Genomic DNA, 17,866 nt, shown 5'->3' on the forward strand with positions numbered 1-17,866 from the left:
TGGTAAACTTGTAAATGCAATCGCTACAAAACCAAAATCTATATTTTCCAAAAGGAGTAAAACTACAACAAGATATTTCATTCGAAAATGGCTTAATTAAGGAAATTAAAGCAAATCCGGACACTTTAAAAGTAGAAGAAAAATATCTCGTTCCAGGCTTTATCGACTTACAAATTTATGGCGCAGGAGGTAAATTATTTTCTGCAGAACCAAATCCTGATAGTATCCGTATTATTGAAGATCAGCTACTTCAAGAAGGTACTACTAGTTTCCTAATCTGTTTGGCTACCAATACGCCAGAGGTTTTCAATCAATGCATCTCTGTTATTAAGGAGTACCGAAGCGAAGCTAGAAATTGTTTGGGATTACACTTAGAAGGCCCTTTCATCAACCCAGAAAAGAGAGGAGCTCATGTAAAAGAATATATCCGTAAGGCAAGTTTAGACGAAATTAAACAACTGTTAGATTTTGGAGACGGCACCATTAAAATGATGACGCTGGCTCCAGAACTTCAAGATGAAAAAGTAATACAATATTTGTTAGACCATCATGTTATTGTTTCTTTAGGGCACAGTAGCGCTACTTTTGAGCAAGCAACCAAAGCTTACAATCAAGGGGTGCAAACCACTACCCATTTGTTTAATGCGATGTCGCCACTTCAACATCGTGCTCCTGGAATTCCAACTGCGATTTTCAACCACCCAATGGCTATGGCTAGCATTATTGTTGATGGTTTACATGTTGATTTCGAAGTGGTAAATATTGCAGCGAAAGTGATGAAAGAGCGCCTGTTTCTAATTACTGATGCAGTTGCAGAATGTCATACCGGTCCCTATCAGCATCATGCTGTAGATGGCAAATTTGTAATGCCAGACGGAACGCTATCAGGTTCTGCGATGACGATGTTACAGTCTATTAAAAACTGCGTAAAATATTGTGGAATTTCTCTATCAGATGCCATTAACATGGCTACATATTATCCATCAAAGCTGATAAAAAAAGAAAACGAAATAGGCCAGTTAGCTGTTAATGCAGAAGCAAATTTTGTTGTCTTAGATGAAGATATGAATATAGCACAGGTATTTTACAAAGGCAGTGAAATTAAACTCAATAAAGCAGCATCAATTTAAAAAAAACTTGATAATTTTGCCTTTTATGAAGTACAAACGTATCCTCCTCAAACTGAGCGGCGAATCCCTAATGGGAGAAAAACAATATGGCATTGACAATGAAAGAGTTAAACAGTATGCCGAAGATATTAAAGCCGTTCACGACCAAGGTCTGGAAATTGCAATTGTAATAGGCGGAGGAAACATTTTTAGAGGCTTGAGTGCTGAAAAATCTGGAATGGACAGGGCACAAGCTGATTACATGGGCATGCTAGCAACAGTAATCAACAGCATGGCCTTGCAAGATGCTTTAGAGAAAGTAGGTTTAAAAACACGTTTGCTTTCTGCCATCAAAATGGAGCAAATTTGTGAGCCATTTGTAAGAAGAAGAGCTGTACGCCACTTAGAAAAAGGACGTGTCGTTATTTTTGGCGCAGGAACTGGAAATCCTTATTTCACTACCGACTCTGCAGCAGCGCTACGAGCAATAGAAATTAATGCCGATGTGGTGCTAAAAGGAACTCGTGTAGATGGTATTTATACTGCAGACCCGGAGAAAGATCCTACAGCAACTAAGTACCAAACTTTATCGTTTAAAGAAGTTTATGCCAAAGACCTTAATGTAATGGACATGACAGCCTTTACGCTTTGTGAGGAAAACCACTTGCCAATTATTGTATTCGATATGAACAAAGCTGGAAACTTCATGAAAATTGCCCAAGGTGAAGAAATTGGAACTTTGGTTAAAGGTTAATTTCTGAGCATTATTTTATATTTTTGTACAAAATCACACAGAACAATGAATGACCTCATAAAGAAACAGTTAACAGAAGCGCAAGCCACAATGGATAAAGCCATTGCACATTGCGAATCAGAATTAACAAAAATTAGAGCAGGAAAAGCTTCTGCTGGAATGTTAGATGGAATTATGGTGGACTACTATGGCAATGCAACGCCATTAGCACAAGTAGGAGCTATCAATACACCAGATGCCCGTACTTTGATTATCCAACCATGGGAAAAAAATATGTTAGTTCCTATCGAAAGAGCAATTATGGAAGCTAACATTGGTATCAATCCACAAAACGATGGTTCTATTATTCGTTTGGTTGTACCACCTTTAACAGAAGAGCGTAGACGGGAATTAGTAAAAAAGGTAAAGGAAGAAGCTGAGAGGGGTCGTATTACTGTTCGTAACATCCGTAAAGATGCTAACGAAAAAATCAAGAAGCTAAAAGCGGAAAGTGTATCTGATGATGAAATCAAAACAGGTGAAGCAGAAGTTCAAAAAATTACTGATGCTTATATCATTAAAGTGGATAAGCACGCAGAATTAAAAGAAAAAGATATCATGACGGTTTAAGCTTTTGCTTTAACAATATCGTTAAATTGTAATATAAAAGGGAATGTGGTTATGCTACATTCCCTTTTTATATTTTTGCATTCCAAATCACAAAACAAAAATGAATTTATTACTCGAGTATCTAAAAACACACAAGTGGGTGGTGGTGCTTGCCTTATTTTTAGCCGCAATAAATATTGGTTTCTCCTTAATGGACCCTTATTTTACTGGGCAAATCGTAGATCGATTTATTGAAAAGAAAGACATCCTTAACCGTTCAGAATATATTTGGGGAGTACTTGGACTAGTTGGCTTAGCTATTGGAGCTGCCATGGTTTCGAGAATTGCCAAAAACTTCCAAGATTATTTCACTAACATCATTGTACAAAAAGTTGGTGCCAAAATGTATGCCGATGGATTAAAGCACTCTTTAGAGTTGCCTTACCAAGTATTTGAAGACCAGCGAAGCGGCGAAACTTTGGGTATTTTACAAAAGGTGAGGGTAGACTGTGAAAAGTTCATCACTTCCTTTATCAGCATTCTATTTGTAAGCTTAATCGGAATGGTTTTCGTTATCGTTTACTCACTGTCTGTAAGCTATAAAGTAACGTTAGTTTATGTAGCTTCTATTCCAATCATCGCTTTCATTAGCTGGTTCCTCAGTAGAAAAATCAAAACGATACAAAAATCAATTGTAGCTGAAACTACTTCTTTAGCTGGCTCTACCACAGAATCGCTGAGAAACATTGAGTTGGTTAAAAGCTTAGGTTTAGCGAATCAAGAAATTGAAAGATTAAATAAAACTACGTACAAAATTTTAGGTCTAGAATTACGTAAGGTAAAATATGTACGTAGCATGAGCTTTGTACAAGGCACTACGGTTAACTTAGTTAGAAGTATAATGATTGTGGTATTGCTAATACTCATTTTTGAAGACACGATATCCGCAGGACAATACTTCTCCTTCTTATTCTATTCGTTCTTTTTGTTTGGACCGCTGCAGGAGCTCGGTAATGTGATTTTAACTTGGAGAGAAGCGGAAGTATCATTGGGCAGATTTAAATCTATCTTAAGCACACCTATTGATAAAAAGCCGGAAAATCCTAAGCCTTTAAGCAAGATCGAACAACTGACTTTTAACGATATCAGCTTTAAACATCTTACTGGTAAAACAAATGCCCTAAATCATATCAACTTTAGTGTAAACAAAGGCGAAACTATTGCTTTTGTTGGTCCCTCAGGCTCCGGAAAAACTACCTTAGTAAAATTATTGGTGGGGCTTTATCAACCTGTAGAAGGTGATGTTTTTTACAACAACATTTCTGGCAAAGAAATTAACCTAGACCTATTGAGAGAAAAAATTGGTTTTGTAACTCAAGATACACAACTATTCTCTGGTACAATTAGAGAAAATCTGCAGTTCGTAAAACCAAGCGCAACAGATGAAGAGTGCTTGAAAGTACTTCGTCAGGCGGCATGCCATACCTTGCTAGCTAGAGCCGACAAAGGTTTGGATAGCGTGATTGGCGAAGGTGGTGTTAAAGTTTCTGGAGGAGAAAAACAACGCTTATCTATCGCTAGAGCTTTGCTACGCAATCCAGATATTTTGGTATTTGATGAAGCTACTTCTTCGTTAGATTCTATTACAGAGGAAGAAATTACAGCAACAATTAAGGATGTTTCTAAGTTGAGTGAGCAAATTACCATTTTAATTGCCCATCGTTTATCGACTATCCGCCATGCAGATCGAATTTTCGTATTAGAAAAAGGCAAAATTATAGAGCAAGGTAGACATGAAGACCTAGTAGAAGAAAAAGGCCTTTACTACGCTATGTGGAGGCAGCAGGTTGGAGAAAGATAATTTGTAAAAAAAGCGTCCAGATTTTAAAATCGGACGCTTTTTTTATGATAATAGCTATTGATGATTATTTCAAAATCTTTAATAGATATTCGCCGTAACCACTTTTTACTAATGGCTTAGCTATTTCTTTTAATTGCTCCGCGGTAATGTACCCCATTCTGTAAGCTATCTCTTCGATACATCCGATTTTCAGACCTTGTCTTTCTTCAATGATTTGAACGAATTGGCCGGCCTGCATTAAAGAAGCAAAAGTTCCCGTATCTAGCCAAGCTGTACCCCTACTTAAAACACCTACTTTTAATTTTCCACTTTCTAAATAAACCTTATTTACATCAGTAATTTCGTACTCGCCACGAGGTGATGGTTTGATATTTTTTGCGATTTCTACCACATCATTATCATAGAAATATAAACCAGGAACGGCATAATCAGATTTTGGTTGTGCTGGTTTTTCTTCAATAGATATTGCATTATTATCTTTATCGAACTCAACCACACCATATCTTTCCGGATCTGATACTTGATAAGCAAAAACGACCCCTCCATGTGGATTAGAACTGTTTTGCAGCAATTTAGCCATGCCATCTCCATGAAAGATATTATCACCCAAAACCAAAGCAACTTTATCTTTACCGATAAATTCTTCACCAATTACAAAAGCTTGCGCTAAACCGTTTGGTTCTGGCTGTACAGCATAACTGAATTTACAACCCAATGTGCTGCCATCGCCCAACAACTTTTCAAAGTTTGGCAAATCATGAGGTGTAGAAATAATCAAAATCTCACTAATCCCTGCCAACATTAGCGTTGACAACGGATAATAAATCATTGGCTTATCGTAAACAGGCATCATTTGCTTGCTGGTTGCCAAGGTTAATGGATGCAATCTTGTGCCGCTTCCGCCAGCTAATATTATTCCTTTCATACAGAGAGATTTAGTTTATTGATTTTAAAGCATCGATACAAACCTTCAGGCTATCTAACCAATAAGGAACTTGAATGTTGTAATCTACTTTAATTTTAGTTTTATCCATCACTGAAAAGTGTGGTCGTTTTGCTTTTGTAGGGTAAGCACTTGTAGGGATTGGATTTACTTTCACATCCGTTCCGCTATAATCAAAAATAGCCTTTGCAAAATCATACCATGAAGTTACACCTTCGTTACTGAAATGGTAAATACCGTATTTCTTTTCAGGATTTTGAATGATATCAAAAATAGCATTTGCCAAGTCGATAGCATATGTTGGCGTACCTACTTGATCAGCAATGATGTTCAACTCATCACGATCGGCACCTAGTTTCAACATTGTTTTAACAAAGTTATTAGCAAACTCAGAATATAACCAACTGGTACGTAAAATAACATGTTGATCTAGCTCTTCAACAACAGCTAGTTCTCCATCCAACTTTGTAACGCCATATACATTGATTGGCTCAGCGATATCATCTTCTTTTAGCAGCTTAACTTCGCTACCTTCAAATACAAAATCTGTAGAAACATGAACTAATGTTGCCTGATGTTGCTTACATAATTTAGCCAGATTTCTAGCTCCAGTCTCATTTACAGCCTTTGCAATATCCGCTTCGTCTTCAGCTTTATCAACTGCTGTATAGGCTGCACAATTAATGACGTAAGCAGGTCTTTCTTGATTAAACAACATTGAAAGGTCTTCTACATTCAGAATGTTTGCAGCGCCTTCTTCTGGAAAAACAACATCTGCAATGCCTCTTTGCGCAACAATTTTTTTAATGCATTGCCCTAGCTGACCGCCAGCACCTATTACCAGTACCTTTGCCATCTATTTATGATTATATTGTTTTTCGTAATATGACTGATAATTACCTGAAGTCACGTTATTTAACCATTCTTCGTTAGACAAATACCATTCTACCGTTTTCTCTAAACCTTCTTCAAATTGTAAACTCGGTACCCAATCTAATCTTTCTTGAAGTTTAGTAGAATCGATGGCGTAACGTAAATCGTGACCAGCTCTATCGGTTACAAAAGTAATCAGCTTTGCAGATTCGCCCGCTTCACGCCCTAATTTTTGGTCCATTATTTTACACAACAAGTGGATTAAGTCGATGTTTTTCCACTCGTTATGCCCGCCAATATTATAAGTTTCGCCAGTTTTAGCTTGATGAAAAATTACATCAATAGCTCTTGCGTGATCTTCTACCCAAAGCCAATCTCTCACATTTTCGCCTTTGCCATAAACGGGCACAGGTTTATTATTTTTAATGTTATTGATTGCTAATGGAATCAACTTCTCAGGAAAGTGATGCGAGCCATAATTGTTAGAACAATTAGAAATTACACAATCCAGTCCGTAAGTATCATGGTAAGCTCGTACAAAATGGTCTGAACTTGCTTTAGAAGCAGAATAAGGACTGTGTGGATCGTAAGCGGTAGTTTCCGTAAACATTCCCTCTTCTCCCAAAGCTCCGTACACTTCATCAGTACTTACATGATAAAATCTCTTCTTATCGTAATCACCTTTCCAATACTCTCTAACGGCATTCAAAAGATTTACCGTACCAATTACATTCGTCATTACAAACGCAGTTGGGTCGGCAATTGACCGGTCTACATGGCTTTCTGCCGCCAAATGGATAACTGCATCAAAGTTCTCATCTTTAAATAAATCATTGATAGCAGCAGCATCAGTAATATTTATTTTAACAAAGCTGTAATTTGGCCTATCCTCGATATCTTTTAGATTAGCTAAATTTCCCGCATAGGTTAATGCATCAAGATTTACAATTTGATAGTTTGGATAGTTATTTACAAACCTGCGTACAACGTGTGAGCCAATAAAACCTGCTCCACCTGTGATTAATATTTTTTTCAAAGCAATATTTCTAATATCAACTACAAAAATATAATAATGTATTTAGTAACAAAGACATTAATACTGAAAGTGATAAATGTAAATTACGATTCTGCAGAAACTACTTCCTCTAATTCAGCATACCATTCAGCACCATATTTTCTAGTCAATGGGTCTTTTAAAAATTTATAAACTGGCACTTTAAGTTCTCTACCAAAAGAACAAGCATCTTTACAGATATGCCATCTATCGTAATTCAAGACTTCGAATTCTGGATATTGGGTAATTCTAATTGGATATAAGTGGCAAGAGATAGGTTTTTTCCAATCTACGATTCCTTCTTCATAAGCCTTTTCGATAGCGCATTTGGTAATGCCGTTTTCGAAAGTGACATAAGCACATTCTTTATTTCCATCTACGCAGGGTGTCGTTAAATCGCCATCTAAATCCAGTACAGAAGTCCCATATTCTTCGATTGCCTCAATACCCTTGGGCGCTAATAAATGCTTTATCTTAGGATAAATTTCTTCTAAAATAGCTTTTTCTGATTGCTCAAGAGGCGCACCTGAATCTCCCTCCACACAACAAATCCCCTTACACTTACTTAAGTTACATACGAAATCTTCATTAATTAGATCCTCATGCACTAAGGTACTTTGAACTTCTATCATTTTAACGGTTAATTGTTTAAACTTTGTAATTGGTTAACTGTTACTTGATCCAAAATAATTAGCTAACAGTTGTGCTTAATCATTTTGCTCTACAGTTAAGCGATTAAAACAATTAACCGATTAACCAAATCAAAAATTAACCTTTGCCTATGGGATATTTTAACCCTTCTGCGGACTTTATTTCTAACGTTACAGAACCAACTAAAATTTCAACCTGCGCCTTTACTGGAACACGGTTGCCATCATCGGTGATCCAAAGGTACAACTTACTATCCTTTTTAAAAATACGCCCAGGTTTTATAGACGGACTAAATTTAAGGCAATTAATGCTCCCTAGCTTAGTCTTAATAGTTTCCTTACCTATGTACTGAATCTCTAAAGCTGAAATCTCGTCGCTAAGAAAATAGTTTAGCTTGAAGGTATCATTAATCTTAATCTTGGTCATATCTAAGCTACGAGCAAAATAATAAGCCGATACGAGATCGAAAGTTTGTGTAGTTGGCGTAGTAAAAGTTCCTTTATTAGCTACTACTTTTTTCCCATCTTGATAAAACCTAGCCTTGTCTTGTCTACGATATTTAGCTTCTCTTACATCTTCTTGATAGAAATAAGGAGTTAGTTCCGTTTTATCGATATAGGAATCATAATGATCTCTAATTTTATAGAACACATCAAAAGTACCAGAAGTACGAGCATCTACCACCAGCTTGAAAGTAGGTTTCCCGTCAAACTTCATATCCGTAGCTTCTACTTTTATAGTTGCTTCTGCGGCCGTTATAAAACCATACTTTAATTTGTATGTTAGCTGTTCTCCTTCTTTAAAAGCTGCCTCTTTCTTTATAGGAAGTTCTTGAGCAAACCCAAACTTGCAGATTGCAATAAAAAAAAACATTAACATTAATCTTCTCATAACCACATTAAAACAAAAAGCAATCCAATTTTTAGAGATACTGGTAGTATGAGCTGTTAACATTTGTTAAATTTTAAACCTTTTGGTTATTAAATGTAGTGTAATTAGTCCTTTCTCTTGTAAATTGGAACGGTAGAACAAGGTTCTCCGTACATGATACTTTTCACTACAGGGGTAAGCAATGCCGTAATTTCTACATAAGCAGAAACTGGAATCTGAGGATTAGCACAGCCTTTTATCACTACTCTCTGTCCAGCATAATCTTCCAAATTCACTTTTGCCAATGCTTTAGAGAATAGTTGAGTATCCAATAAATCTAAATCACCAAACACAATTTCGTTTGCATAAGGCTTCATTTTATTGGCTAGCAACATATAAGCCCAAGTAGGAACAATTGCATCAGCAGTGCAGGTAATCGCTACATTTTTTCCTTGATATTGTTGCCAGTCGTGTTCCTTTACAAACTCACGAAAATCTTTTTCCCTCAACATCAATCCGTGAAACAGATTGTCTTTTATATCATACAGCACACGTTCTCCATTTTCTAGATGGTCTTCTAGGTTAAAGGTGATTAGCCCGCTGGCAGCAACTTTATTTACGATGTTTTCTTGAATATCCATTTTGCAAAGTCAAAAGTGTAAAGTCAAAAGTTAAGAGCTAAGCCCAAACCGATTTCCTTAAAATAAAAAACCGTCCTGATATAAAATCGGGACGGCTACAAAATTAAGTAAATAAGATTAATAGAATTTCACTCTATTGTCTTTTATATCGCTTTTCTCTTGCAATGCTTGGAAAGCACTACCTAGAGCACGTTGGCTAATGTTCATTAGCATACTTTCTTTTTGTTTAAATGTATTTGCTAAAGGAGCTGGATTTGTAAATCCTTCTACAACGAATACATATACACCTCTATCGCCAGTAATCGCTTTAGATAATTTACCAGCCTGAGAACCAAATACAGAACCTACCACTTTATTTTCTTGTGATAAACCTGGAATGATTGGGTTAGCAAATACCATATTTTGAACTGGAACGGCCGTTTTACCTACCTTAGAGGCTACAGCATCGATACTTGAAGCGCCTGATAATGCTTTATCAAATTTCTCAGTTAACATTTTAGCTTTCTTAGCATTTAAAACTTGAGGCTCGATTTGTTTTTTCACATCTTCTAAAGATAACTGACCTTTAGGTTTAATGCTAGTTACTTGAGCAACTACGTAAGCATTATCCATGTTATAAACCTGAGCTAAAACTTCTCCCTTATCTGCATCGTAAGCGTCTCTAATCAACTGACGAGGATTATCTAAACCTGGAGCATATCCTTGAGTTGCAGTAATTCTATCAGCTAAACCAACAGTATATCCTTGTTTTTTAGCTAAAGTACTAAAGCTATCAGATTTAACTTCTGCCAAGAAAGCTGTTGCTTTTTTGTAAGCGATATCTCTAGTTTTTTGACTAGGAGCTAAAGTTTTCTCGATATAAGCCAACTTAACTACTTTAGAAGAACCTACTTGTTTTTCGATTTTGATAACGTGGATACCAAATTGAGATTTTACCACTTTGATATCACCAGCACGGCCATCAAAAGCTGCATTCTCAAACTCAGGAACCATTGCACCACGTGCAAATGTACCTAAATCACCACCTTGATCTTTAGAACCATCAACGCTATATTTTTTAGCTAATTCAGCGAAGTTACTTCCGCCTTGCGCTAATTTTTTCAATGAATCTGCTAGTTTAAGTCCTTTATCATCTCCACCAACTTGAGCTGGATTGATTAATATATGGCTAGCTTTTACCGAATCAGGAGAGAAACGGCTATCGATTACTTTAACTAATTTGTAAGAGTTACCCGAAAATTTAGGTCCGTAGAAACTGCCAGCTGAATAGTTGAAGATTACTGAATCTACCGCTGGGTCTAATTTACCTTTAGAAAGGTAAGTGTAAGGGACTTTAACGTCAGAGTTATTAGCCGCAAATAATGAATCATTAGGTGTTGTTTTGAAATCAGCGGCTAATTTTTCTACTTGAGTTTTTACTAATGCACTATCAGCTGCAGTTGGCTGAATGCTGAAAGATACATATTGCAAATCTCTTGATTCTTGAGGATTGTCGAAACGTTTCTTGTTTTCTTCGTAATACTCTTTGTAGTCTGCATCTGTCAATTTAACGTTAGCATCTAAAATAGAGCTGTAATCAAGGTTTACATATTTGAAGTTTACCAATTTGTTACGGTTTACGTACTCGTCGTTAGCTTCTAAGCTAGAAACGTAAACAGAATTGCTGATTAACTTGGTATATTTTTGTTGCAAAGCTTGTTTTTCGATTTCACTTTCCAACATTAACCATTGTTGAGCCAATTGGGGGTTTTGGTTTCTTGATTTCAAAGAAGTGATTACTGCTGTTCTATCGAACTCACCAGTTTGAGGATTACCAAAATATTGTGTAATTAATGGGCTTGGAGTTTTACCTTGAATTAAATCAAAAAGCTCATCTGCAGAAACAGTTAAACCAACACGATCAAATTCTTTACCTAAAACTACCGTAGCAATTTCCGACTGCCATGCTTGGTCAACTGCCATAGCTTGCATCTGTGGATTCATTACGCCACCATATTGTTGCTTGAATTGAGCAGAAGTTTGTTCTACTTTTGTATTAAACTGCTCGTATTTAATAGCTTCACCGTCAATAGAACCTACCTCGGTTCTTGAACTTGCACCAAATATTGCAGTACCTTGTTGCAATAGCGGTTCTAAAACAAATAACGCCAATACTACTGCGATACCTCCTACCAAGAAATAGCCCATTTTGGTACGCATGAAAGTCATTAAACCCATATTATTCTTATATTTAATTTTATTTTAAGAGGGCGCAAGATACAAATTTGAAACAAAATAGAAAATATTAAATTTCAATTGTTTTTTGAGTTGAAAACTAGGGAGATAGAGTACTCAAATATGGAGTAATTACGGGAGTTTTCCATTTTCAACATTAGCCGTTCCAGATGGCATGGTAATGCTGTAAGTACTGAAATCTTGGGGTGCCGAGAAACTTGTACCATTGAGAACATTGCCATCTTTTGTAGTTACTACTCCAGAGGGAGAATTATACATCTTTGTATTTTCATTCCAAGTTAACTCTTCGGTAGTAAAAGTCATATTATCGGTTACTACCACAACATTCTTTTTGAAGATGGTAATTCTTTCCGTTTCTTTATTAATGGCGTAATCCGAGGTAATTGTTCCTTTGTTCTTCAGGAATTCATCTAAAAAATAGATTTTCACCCCTTTAGGCATCTCCATGTATATTGCGCCAGTAGAAGGTGTAACTTTATCTAAAATAGGTGCATAACCTTTTGCTTTCACTTTGGCCGAATCGCTATAAATTACCTCTGCTCCATAAGTACGGTCTTTCGTTAACGTCACTTTATTAGCAGAAATAGCTGGTACTTTTTTCAAATCATCCTCACCACAAGAAGAAAGTAAAAAGCAAAAAATGAAAAGTAAACAGTAAAAAGCCCAAGTTTGGATAGACATAGTATAACGATGTAGATACACCGACCATCTACTATTAACCAACAAGCATTGAACTTTAACCATTATCTACAATTAAGCAATCGAACAATGGGTTTAGTCAAACCTAAATCTTTGGAACCATTTATCGTTTAACATGAAACCTAAATGGAAGTTAACATAGCTTTCTTGGATTAAACCATTACTTGTTTTACCTCTTCTTCCAATTTCGGCAGAAACGTTCATTTTGTAGAACGATGACCTAGCATAAGAAGATAACGGCAAGCCTAAACCCACAGTTACGCCCATTTGCTTGATGTCTTCATTGTTCATTTGGACATACGTTTTATCGTACGTTAAACCTAAACGATAATCTACTCTCTTGAAATAACCGTTAATTGCAGTAATATCTGGAGTGAACTGACCGCCAACCGATACACCATAAGCATCTTGAAGATTTTGGTTTACATTATCGATAGACATTTTAGACCATTTACCCATGCGGTAATCTGCTCCTATTAACCACTTATTTTCTTTTTGTAAAGTAAAACCTACACTATGCATTAAAGGAAGTTTCATATTGGTTTTGCCGTTCTCAATAAAATCTAAAGTATCTAAAGCAGAAAGTGCATTACCTTGTGAATCTTTGGTATAGATTGTTGTGTATTGGCTTCTTTCCGAATTTAGCTTAGCGCTAGAAGAACCTGAGTAGCCTACCACCAAAGTAGTTTTATTACCTAAACGGAAATCGTATTGTGCACCATAAGTGTAGTTAAAGCCATATATGCTGTTCTTAACCTGGTCGCGAGAATTTAGAGCCCCAAGATCAGAAACTTCTGTAGAACGACTTTGGATTAAATTACCAAAAAGGTATTCGGCATTGGCTCCAACTCTAAAATGGTCTCCAAACTGAATGCCGTAGCCAATATAAGCTTTAGATAAACCGCCTTCACCATTGTAAAGGTAGTCTACTGTTTTAGCACTGGTGCCACTACCTATGCTCACTGTATTTTTAAAATCGTAGCCCAATTCTGAGTAAGGTAAAATACCGACACTAAGTGCAGACTTTTGTGTAACAGGAAATGCCATTGCAACATGGCTTAACGAGGCGTTGAAGCTATTTTCGCTTAAGTTACTGGTTTTTAACTCTGTTCTACTCCCAGACATACCAATATCTAACGTAGTTAAATATATACCTGCGTAAGAAGCCGGGTTTTGCATGTTGATGTTATTGATACCACTAGACCTGTAAACTCCAGTTGCAATACCGCCCATACCTCTTTGTTGTGGCAACACCGAGCCTCTAAGGTTACCTAAACCAAACTTAGAATATGGAGATTGTACAGTTGTTTGCGCATAACTGCCTAACGAAAGTGCTAGCAAAGAAAGCGTTGCAACATATACACACTTAATTTTATTGTTCATTTTATAATGTAATAACTTCATTCAAGCCTTTTAAAACCAAATATGGTTCGTGAGTAATCTGGGCGGCAAATATGCTATTTTTTAATTGCTTAGTCAAAAAAAGCGAGTCTCCTCCTGTTAATACTACTTTTAAATTTTTATTTCGTTTATGCTCTAAAGCAATAAATCCTTCTATTTCGTTGAGTGCGCCCTGTAAAACGCCCCTTTTAATCGCATTCTGTGTACTGGTTCCTTCGTCAATTACTTCTTGAGTGTTATCCCAATTTACCAGCGGCAAGCGACCCGTGTAATGGTTCAAAGCCTTAAAACGCATATTCAAACCTAAACTTATACTTCCGCCAAAGTATTCGTCTTTTGCAGTGAGCACATCGTAGGTAATACAGGTGCCGGCATCAATCATCAAAGTATTATCACCTTGATATAAGCAATGTGCTGCAATTACCTTTGCCCATCTATCTAAACCCAACGTTTTAGGGCTTTCATAATGGTTTTTAATTCCTCCAGTTATCTCGGTGCTAAAACGAGTATAACTAGTGTGCGTTTTTAACAATCTTTCTAAGTTTTCTGTCTGATTACTCACGCTAGAAACCGTCGAACTTCCTATCTGATATTCGGTGATTAGTTTTAAGAGATGATCCTCTTCAACCCTTTCAAGCTGCTGGAAATAAATGAGTTTTTTTTGCTCAAAGATTGCAAGTTTACTAAAGGTATTGCCAATATCTATGACCAGATTATGCATTAAATATCTACGTTACCAAACAACAAATTACGAATAGGAAGAAACATCAATATCAGTTTCATGCCACAAAGCTATTAATCTTTGACAAGTTTCGAGGTATCAATTTGTTAAAAAAGGTTAAAGGAAGATGTTTAGTTTACAATATTAGCCACAGATGCACAGATTTATCTTTGTTATATCAACCAAGTGAACATTTACATCTGCGTTAAAAACCACTATACAAAAAGAAAGTACTGGATGCAGATTACCAAAATAGCAAATAAGGTTTCATAAAACCAGCGTTTTTTGGCGTTAGAGAAATAGTAAGACAATAGCACTGCCCCTGGCGGTACGCAAAGTAGAAAATGGGCTACTGTAACTCCTCGCTTGGTGTAGAAACTGAAGATACTTACCAAAAACATAAAAAAAAGCATCTGAAAAGCTTTACGAGTACTGATAAAACTTCGGAAAAAGTTCTCTCTCAATTGTATGGCTGCCATAATCATGATGAGTCCCACCGGTATGAGAACGAGGTAATCGTTATAGTTAATTTGCAGATTACTTGGGAATTTGTTGGTAAGTGGCTGCCAAATGTCGATGAAACGATCGATGTTATCGTTCCAATAATAAAACACGGCGACAAACATGAAAATGGTTAAAAACCCGATTAATCCAGACACCCATTCACGCCAACTAAATGCTCTGTACATCAATAAGCTAAGCCATAACATGATCAGCATAAGTATGAACGGAAAATAAATCAAAGTACCGATGGCGATAATCATCCCCACATCAAACATGGTGCTCATGGCACTTCCGGTTTTCGAGAGCTTTAAAAACTTATCAATGATTATGATAATTAAGAAGTTGCAGATTAGAGCTGGACTGAGCACCAAAAACTGAAGGAACAAGCTTGTGCCTGTAATAAACAAAAGCGCCGGCAAATAGCTTGGCTTAGCCAACAAACCATGGTTATTTACAATTCTATTGAAGATGAGCGCCTGTACCATGGTAATTACCGCAGCAAAAAAAACATTTGCCTCAGAAGAAAGTGCATCTTTTGGGATATTGATGAACAGTTTGGTGTAAGGTTCTAAAATCTCGAAGCTTAATTCTGCGGGCAGATTTAAAAAGATAGCAATCCGCATGAAGATGAGGTACGCCACCAACAGCAATAAATTAAGCGGATGTAAACTTCTAAACTGATTAATCATTTTAAGTAAAAAGTGAAAGGTGAAAAGTGAAAGGGGTTTTCCCTGAACTTTTTAACCTAAACTTGCCACAAAGAAAAGAAATTTATCTGGCAAAAGTATTCACCGTATGCGCAATAATTGCAGCGGTTTCATCTGGAAAATCGAACTGGTGTTCTTGCGGCTTCGCTACAAAATCTTTTAAAATAGGCACCCAATTATGGTTACTACCCCAAATTACTGGCAAGCCGAATTGTTTTAGTGCATAGGCGTTGCATTGCTGCTCGTACTGAAAACGCATTGGCGCAACCAACAACTTTTTACCTAAATGTAGCGCCTCTGCTGGTCCTTCAAAGCCACCGCCAGTGAAAACACCTTCGCAGCTTGCCATACTTTGGTTAAACTTTTCGTTGTTAATTGGCTCCACAAATACATTCGCATCTGCATAAGCTACCTTGGTATGTTTAGAAAAAACCTCCCAACGTACCTGCGGAATCTGCTTCAACACATTTACCAAATCTTTATCATCAATTGCTGGAAGGTAAACTGTATAATGCCCCAGATTAGTTGGCGCCAAAGTCCTGATTTCACTCCTAATAACCGGCTTATAAATGAAATCATCGTATCTATCGAAATGGAAACCAATGTGATGCGTAGTAGGAGCATATCTGCTCAATATCAGTTTACCCCAGTCTACCGTTTTAGGACGAGGAACTTTTTTTGATTTAAAGGAAGCCTGATGGCTTAACGATACACTTTCTATGCCTTGCAGACGACATGCCCAGGCAGAAATAGGCTCGAAATCGTTCAAAATAAGATTATAATCTTTTAATGGAATTGCCTTCATGTCTCTCCGAAATTGCGGAAGATTCATGTTTTTCCATGTTTTGTAATGATCTACGCCACCTTTTTTACCGAAAACAAAGCTGAAGCCATGAAAGTTATATTTGATTTCTTGAGCCAGTTTTACATCTACCTGTGTACCTGAAATCAGTAAATCTACCTCGCCATGTTGTTGTAAAAGCGGAACTATTTCTCTTGCTCTGCTCACATGTCCGTTGCCTGTTCCTTGTATGGCGTAAAGTATCTTCATTCGGCTTCTAATATCTAGAATTTTCAGGATTATTTATAGTTTTAATTGATTTGAACCTATCATGAATTATATTTTCTTCAGTTTTATTGTGAAAAAAAACATGATGAATTTACAGTCTAGGCAATTTCTAGTTTAATTTTCTGCAATAAAATATTCACATCCAATTTTCCGTGTAAATCTTCACCGTCAGAAAGTTCTCCTTGTTCTACTTCATCTTTTACGAAGTTTTTTGCTTCGTATTTAAATATCTCCCAATTGCCTTCATTATATTCTAAGGATGTTAAGTTTTCGACCCAATCTCCACTATTTAAATACATCACTTCGCCTTCGCTTGCCAAAACATTTCTCTTTTCTGGCTGATGAATATGCCCACAAACCACATATTGATAACCATTTTCTATCGCCAATTCCGCAGCAGTTTCTTCAAAACTATTGATAAACTTTACGGCATCCTTAAACTTTGCCTTGATTTTTTTAGAGAAACTCATTTTCTCCCTACCAAACAATTTCAAACACCAGTTCACTATACTGTTTAGCAAAATTAAGCTGTCGTAACCAATGGCACCCAACTTTGCCAACCATTTCGAATGCTGCATGGTGACATCGAAAATATCGCCATGAAAAAACCATGCCTTTTTACCGTCAAGCTCTAAAATAAGTTTGTTTTGTAAGTGGAATGAACCTAAATGCATATCCGCAAACTTGCGCAAAAGCTCGTCGTGGTTTCCAGTGAGATAATACACATTCACGCCTTCTACCACAAACTTCATCAGCTTTCGCAAAATTTTCATGTGCGTTTCTGGCCAATAACGCTTGCTAAATTGCCAAATATCAATAATATCGCCATTCAGGATTAACGTTTTTGGCTTAATACTTTTCAGGTATTTTAACAGTTCCTTGGCATGGCAGCCATAAGTGCCCAAATGCACATCAGAAATCACAACGATTTCTACATTCCTCTTCTCCATAAGCTATTTTTAGAGACAAAAAAGACAGGCCTTCCTAGTAGAAAGCTCCAATTTTTGTAGTCGGTTTTATTAATCTTCTTCTTCGCCAACGGTTAATTCGTAAGGACTAAAGAAAAATGCTACAAAAACAATTAAGCAGACAATCAAAAACAGTTCAAGCATATGATGCATATATTATCTAATGCAAAAATCTCCAACGCTAATTAACTGATTGTTAAGGCATCGTTATTTTTTAT

The 17,866-nt window shown here is 36.6% G+C and carries 17 protein-coding genes; 4 read left to right on the top strand and 13 right to left on the bottom strand.

Annotation, left to right across the window (positions count from 1 at the left end; translation table 11 throughout):
- Nucleotides 1-14 precede the first annotated feature (14 nt).
- From nagA to CRO54_RS16640, 4 genes are all read left to right on the top strand, one after another.
- Nucleotides 15-1,130 carry an N-acetylglucosamine-6-phosphate deacetylase gene (nagA, locus tag CRO54_RS16625; protein WP_097133219.1) on the top strand — a complete coding sequence of 372 codons (1,116 nt, stop codon included), beginning with the start codon at nt 15-17 and terminating at the stop codon, nt 1,128-1,130.
- A gap of 25 nt (nt 1,131-1,155) precedes the next feature.
- On the top strand, nt 1,156-1,863 hold the full coding sequence (gene pyrH, locus CRO54_RS16630; protein WP_097133220.1) for a UMP kinase: 708 nt from the start codon (nt 1,156-1,158) through the stop codon (nt 1,861-1,863).
- A 45-nt stretch (nt 1,864-1,908) separates the two neighbouring features.
- Nucleotides 1,909-2,472, top strand: a complete 564-nt coding sequence (frr, locus tag CRO54_RS16635; RefSeq protein ID WP_097133221.1) for a ribosome recycling factor — start codon at nt 1,909-1,911, stop codon at nt 2,470-2,472.
- A gap of 100 nt (nt 2,473-2,572) precedes the next feature.
- Nucleotides 2,573-4,312: an ABC transporter ATP-binding protein gene (locus CRO54_RS16640; protein ID WP_097133222.1), complete on the top strand. Its 1,740-nt coding sequence runs from the start codon at nt 2,573-2,575 to the stop codon at nt 4,310-4,312.
- Between the two features lie 64 nt (nt 4,313-4,376).
- On the opposite strand, the gene rfbA is transcribed toward CRO54_RS16640, so the two are convergent.
- The 13 genes from rfbA to CRO54_RS16705 form a co-directional block, all read right to left on the bottom strand.
- Nucleotides 4,377-5,237, bottom strand: coding sequence for a glucose-1-phosphate thymidylyltransferase RfbA (gene rfbA, locus CRO54_RS16645; protein WP_097133223.1), 861 nt, complete (start codon nt 5,235-5,237; stop codon nt 4,377-4,379).
- Nucleotides 5,238-5,247: 10 nt separating this feature from the next.
- Entirely contained in the window at nt 5,248-6,111 is an 864-nt protein-coding gene (gene rfbD / locus CRO54_RS16650; RefSeq protein WP_097133224.1) for a dTDP-4-dehydrorhamnose reductase, read from the bottom strand.
- On the bottom strand, nt 6,112-7,164 hold the full coding sequence (rfbB, locus tag CRO54_RS16655) for a dTDP-glucose 4,6-dehydratase (RefSeq protein ID WP_097133225.1): 1,053 nt from the start codon (nt 7,162-7,164) through the stop codon (nt 6,112-6,114). It lies immediately after the preceding gene.
- Nucleotides 7,165-7,247: 83 nt separating this feature from the next.
- Complete coding sequence (locus CRO54_RS16660; protein WP_097133226.1) at nt 7,248-7,814, bottom strand: DUF3109 family protein; 567 nt, start codon at nt 7,812-7,814, stop codon at nt 7,248-7,250.
- Between the two features lie 136 nt (nt 7,815-7,950).
- On the bottom strand, nt 7,951-8,724 hold the full coding sequence (locus tag CRO54_RS16665) for a DUF3108 domain-containing protein (RefSeq protein WP_097133772.1): 774 nt from the start codon (nt 8,722-8,724) through the stop codon (nt 7,951-7,953).
- Nucleotides 8,725-8,828: 104 nt separating this feature from the next.
- Complete coding sequence (locus CRO54_RS16670; protein WP_097133227.1) at nt 8,829-9,344, bottom strand: DUF2480 family protein; 516 nt, start codon at nt 9,342-9,344, stop codon at nt 8,829-8,831.
- A 117-nt stretch (nt 9,345-9,461) separates the two neighbouring features.
- Nucleotides 9,462-11,561, bottom strand: coding sequence for a peptidylprolyl isomerase (locus CRO54_RS16675; RefSeq protein ID WP_097133228.1), 2,100 nt, complete (start codon nt 11,559-11,561; stop codon nt 9,462-9,464).
- A 129-nt stretch (nt 11,562-11,690) separates the two neighbouring features.
- On the bottom strand, nt 11,691-12,323 hold the full coding sequence (locus CRO54_RS16680) for an LptA/OstA family protein (protein ID WP_240775166.1): 633 nt from the start codon (nt 12,321-12,323) through the stop codon (nt 11,691-11,693).
- 30 nt (nt 12,324-12,353) lie between these two features.
- Entirely contained in the window at nt 12,354-13,682 is a 1,329-nt protein-coding gene (locus CRO54_RS16685) for a BamG family beta-barrel-assembly machinery protein (RefSeq protein ID WP_244904296.1), read from the bottom strand.
- Nucleotides 13,663-14,400: a type III pantothenate kinase gene (locus tag CRO54_RS16690; protein WP_097133230.1), complete on the bottom strand. Its 738-nt coding sequence runs from the start codon at nt 14,398-14,400 to the stop codon at nt 13,663-13,665. The genes CRO54_RS16685 and CRO54_RS16690 overlap by 20 nt, the downstream gene beginning before the upstream one ends.
- A 215-nt stretch (nt 14,401-14,615) precedes the next feature.
- Entirely contained in the window at nt 14,616-15,593 is a 978-nt protein-coding gene (locus CRO54_RS16695; RefSeq protein ID WP_097133231.1) for a DUF6427 family protein, read from the bottom strand.
- An 82-nt stretch (nt 15,594-15,675) separates the two neighbouring features.
- Nucleotides 15,676-16,662, bottom strand: a complete 987-nt coding sequence (locus CRO54_RS16700) for a glycosyltransferase family protein (RefSeq protein ID WP_097133232.1) — start codon at nt 16,660-16,662, stop codon at nt 15,676-15,678.
- 116 nt (nt 16,663-16,778) lie between these two features.
- Complete coding sequence (locus CRO54_RS16705; protein ID WP_097133233.1) at nt 16,779-17,630, bottom strand: UDP-2,3-diacylglucosamine diphosphatase; 852 nt, start codon at nt 17,628-17,630, stop codon at nt 16,779-16,781.
- Nucleotides 17,631-17,866 lie beyond the last annotated feature (236 nt).

The organism is Pedobacter xixiisoli, assembly GCF_900215335.1.
Lineage (GTDB): Bacteria > Bacteroidota > Bacteroidia > Sphingobacteriales > Sphingobacteriaceae > Pedobacter > Pedobacter xixiisoli.